Annotated in this window: 3 protein-coding genes; 2 read left to right on the top strand and 1 reads right to left on the bottom strand. The window is 58.7% G+C overall.

All coding sequences use genetic code 11. From position 1 onward, the window contains the following. Positions 1–930: VOC family protein (locus tag NW837_RS08700; RefSeq protein ID WP_414330727.1), on the bottom strand; the 930-nt coding region annotated here is incomplete at its 3' end. A 413-nt stretch (positions 931–1,343) separates the two neighbouring features. Between NW837_RS08700 and pflB the strand changes: the two genes are divergently transcribed. Beyond that, a complete protein-coding gene (gene pflB, locus NW837_RS08695; protein ID WP_011431912.1) occupies positions 1,344–3,650 on the top strand; it encodes a formate C-acetyltransferase in 2,307 nt (768 codons plus the stop codon). 81 nt (positions 3,651–3,731) lie between these two features. After that, positions 3,732–3,913: pentapeptide repeat-containing protein (locus tag NW837_RS08690; protein ID WP_414330725.1), on the top strand; the 182-nt coding region annotated here is incomplete at its 3' end.

Genomic DNA, 3,913 nt, shown 5'->3' with positions numbered 1-3,913 from the left:
AGTGAAGGTTTGCAACAACAGGGGGGGGTGTCGGGAATCAGAGGCAGGCAAGGTGGTATCCAAAAGGAGCTGCTGCTCCACCAAGTCGTGCCAGGAGATGGTGGGCAACCCACCAGAAGGGAGTACTGCTCCAGAGGCCAGCTCCCTTGCCAGGTTTGTGTAGTACTCCGGTGGCACCTGCAGAAAGTTTACGCCTCCCTGTCGCAGCCGGCGCACACTGGCGAAGACATCTGAGCTGTGCAACGCCGCATGTTGCAGGCCAGGGCCATGATGGGCATCCAAAAACTCCTGGATCTGGGAAGCGGCACAGGTGGGCTCGTTGATGGCCAACTGGATCCCGGCTTCAGGATCTCCCACCACCACACTTTCTAGGCCAGAGGTGTTGGTGCGGATGCTATAGCGATACAGAGACCGCCAACCCAGCACCTGCTCATACCAATCCGCCGCTGCCTGCAGGGATCCCTGCTCCACGTTCAATACCAGGTGATCCCAGTGGGAAAACAGGTTCTCCTCGGCGGGAGCTGAATCGGGGATCCCTGAGCTGGGGATCAAAGAATGCCGAAGTCCATAGGGGGTGCGCAGGCACAGAGCAGGGCAGCCTTCGTCTTCTGCCGGGATCCACTCCACTTGGGCTCCTCGCCTCTGCAAAAGCTCTGCCAAGCCCAACAGCTCTTGCTCCTCCACCGCCAAGGCCACATCCACCACCCCAGGCGAATGTTGCTGCAAATAGCGATCCACCTCATCCCCGGCGTGAGCCGGCTGAGATAGGCGCAAGCGCAGGGATCCCTGACGCAGACAGAGGGTACTGCCGAGCTGTCCTTCCATTCGGAAGCCCCAAACTTGACAAAAGTGTTCCTGCCAACGGGGCAGATCCCAAAGATAGAAGTGCAGGTGATGGATCCCTTGGACGATTCGATTGGACTGGTTCATAGAGCAAGGCACTGCTAAGGTAAAGGCCGAGTATCCTGACGTTCTCACGGCAACAGACGACCTGGGCCGTCCTACCTCAGCATAGGCCCGCCATTTGCCGATGGAAAAGCGTAAAACAACGTTAAGAAGATATTAAAACAGCATTAAAAAATAGGATGAAAATAAGATTAAAAAATCACGCAACCGAAAATATCCTCAGAGCGCAAGGGACTAAAATTAAATCAGGCGAGGTGTATTTAGAACGCCTAAAAAAGAAACAGAAGAGTTGCTAAAAGCCCTTCGTAGGATCCCTATAAGCCTTGCAGAGATCTATTGGTTCTTTAGCTCTCTTTTAGAGCCTGCGTGGGGCAAAGGCCGGGGTGCTGCCTCGCCCTGTCGATAGATTATCAGGCGTAATAGCCGGGAGGATTGTTATGGTTGCCAGTGTGCAGCGTTCTGTAGCATCACCTACAGAATTGAAGGCGGAACCAAGGACAGGATCCAACGCAGCCGGTCAAAAAGTTTTGAGCGATTTTGCAACGGGAGCCTGGCAGCGCTGCATCGACGTCAGAGACTTTATTCAGCGCAATTACACCCCCTACACCGGTGATGAAACCTTCTTAGCTGCAGCCACCGAGCGCACCCAGCGGCTGTGGGCCAAGGTCAAGGATTTGATGGCTCTGGAGCGAGAGCGAGGGATCCTAGATGCCGATACTGCCGTTCCCTCTACCATCACCAGCCACGCCCCTGGCTATATCGACCCAGAGCTGGAACAGATTGTGGGGCTGCAGACGGACAAACCTCTGAAGCGGGCCATCATGCCCTTTGGCGGCATCCGCGTGGTGGAGTCTTCCCTCAAAGCCTATGGCTACGAGTTGGATCCCCGCACCAAGGAAATTTTTACCCAGTACCGCAAAACCCACAACGACGGCGTTTTTGACGCCTATACCGAAGAGATGCGCCGCTGCCGCCGCTCCGGGATCATCACCGGCCTGCCCGATGCCTACGGTCGGGGTCGCATCATTGGGGACTACCGGCGGGTGGCCCTCTACGGGGTGGATCGGCTCATCGAAGACAAGCAGGCCCAAAAAGCCAGTCTAGACCTGGACACGATGGACGAAGAGACCATCCGCCTGCGGGAGGAGCTCTCCGAGCAGATTAAGGCCCTACAAGAGCTGAAAGAGATGGGATCCCGCTACGGGTTTGACCTGGGCCGTCCGGCAGCCAACGCCCGAGAAGCCATCCAATGGCTGTACCTGGCCTACCTGGCAGCCGTCAAGGAGCAAAACGGGGCGGCCATGTCCTTGGGGCGGGTGTCCACCTTCCTGGACATCTACATCGAGCGGGATCTGCAGGCCGGGATCCTCACCGAGGAAGAGGCCCAGGAGCTCATTGACCACTTTGTTATGAAGCTGCGCATGGTGCGGTTTTTGCGCACCCCTGAATACAACGAGCTGTTCAGCGGGGATCCCACCTGGGTTACCGAGTGCATCGGCGGCATGGGCCTGGATGGGCGGCCTTTGGTTACCAAAACCAGCTTCCGCATGCTGCATACCCTCTACAACCTTGGCCCAGCGCCCGAGCCCAACTTGACCGTGCTCTGGTCGGAGCGGCTGCCGGAAGCCTTCAAGCGCTACTGCGCCAAGGTCTCCATTGAAACCAGCTCCATCCAGTACGAAAACGACGACTTGATGCGCCCCTACTGGGGGGATGACTACGGCATCGCCTGCTGTGTGTCGGCCATGCGCATCGGCAAGCAGATGCAGTTTTTTGGAGCGCGGGTGAACTTGGCCAAGTGCCTGCTCTATGCCATCAACGGCGGTCGGGATGAGATCTCCGGCGAGCAGGTGGCTCCTGCTTTCGCCCCCATCACCGCCGATGTCCTGGACTACGACGAGGTGTGGCCGCGCATGGCGCAGATGATGGCCTGGCTGGCCAAAACCTACGTCAACACCATGAACATCATCCACTACATGCACGACAAGTACTGCTACGAGCGCCTGGAGATGGCCCTGCACGACCGGGACGTGCTGCGCACCATGGCCTTTGGGTTGGCCGGCCTGTCGGTAACAGCCGACTCCCTATCCGCCATCAAATACGCGCGGGTACGGGCCATCCGGGATGAGCGGGGCCTAGTGGTGGATTACGCGGTGGAGGGCGACTTCCCCAAATACGGCAACAACGACGACCGAGTTGACTCCATTGCGGTGCAACTGGTGCAGACCTTCATGGCCGAGCTGCGCAAGCACAAGACCTACCGCAATGCCATCCCCACCCAGTCCATCCTCACCATCACCTCCAACGTGGTCTACGGCAAGAAAACCGGCAACACCCCCGACGGGCGGCGAGCGGGCGAGCCCTTTGCCCCAGGGGCCAACCCCATGCACGGCCGGGACACCAAGGGGGCGGTGGCGTCGCTGGCTTCGGTGGCCAAGCTGCCCTACGACGACGCTCTGGATGGGATCTCCAACACCTTCTCGATTGTGCCGGCGGCCCTAGGTCGCACAGCGGAGGAGCGGGTTGCCAATCTAGTGGGGCTGCTGGATGGCTACATGCGGGATGGCGGTTTCCACCTCAACGTCAATGTTCTCAACCGCGAGACCCTGCTGCATGCCATGGAGCACCCGGAGCTCTACCCACAGCTCACCATCCGGGTTTCCGGCTATGCGGTGAACTTCATCAAGCTCACCCGCGAGCAGCAACTGGATGTCATTAACCGCACGTTCCATCAACACTGCTAAAAGACCAGCCTGGGGATCCCTGAAGTCCGCCCATACCGGGGTCGATGGAAGGGATCCCCCATCGATAACCGAGGAGGCCCGATGATCATGACTGTTTGTAGCGCTGCGGATCTGGTCAGCCAGTATGCCTCAGGACGGCGCGATTTTCGGGAGATCGATTTGCAGGGGGCTGAGCTGCAGGGGATCCATTTGGCTGGCGCCGATCTCAGCTATGCCGATTTCAGTGGGGCCAACTTGGCGGGGGCCAATTTGCGGGGGTGCGA

Origin of the sequence: Synechococcus sp. R6-10, assembly GCF_047461815.1 — a bacterium.
Lineage (GTDB): Bacteria > Cyanobacteriota > Cyanobacteriia > Thermostichales > Thermostichaceae > Thermostichus.
The sequence above is the reverse complement of the archived record's forward strand: the minus strand, read 5'-3'. Positions and strand labels throughout refer to the sequence as shown.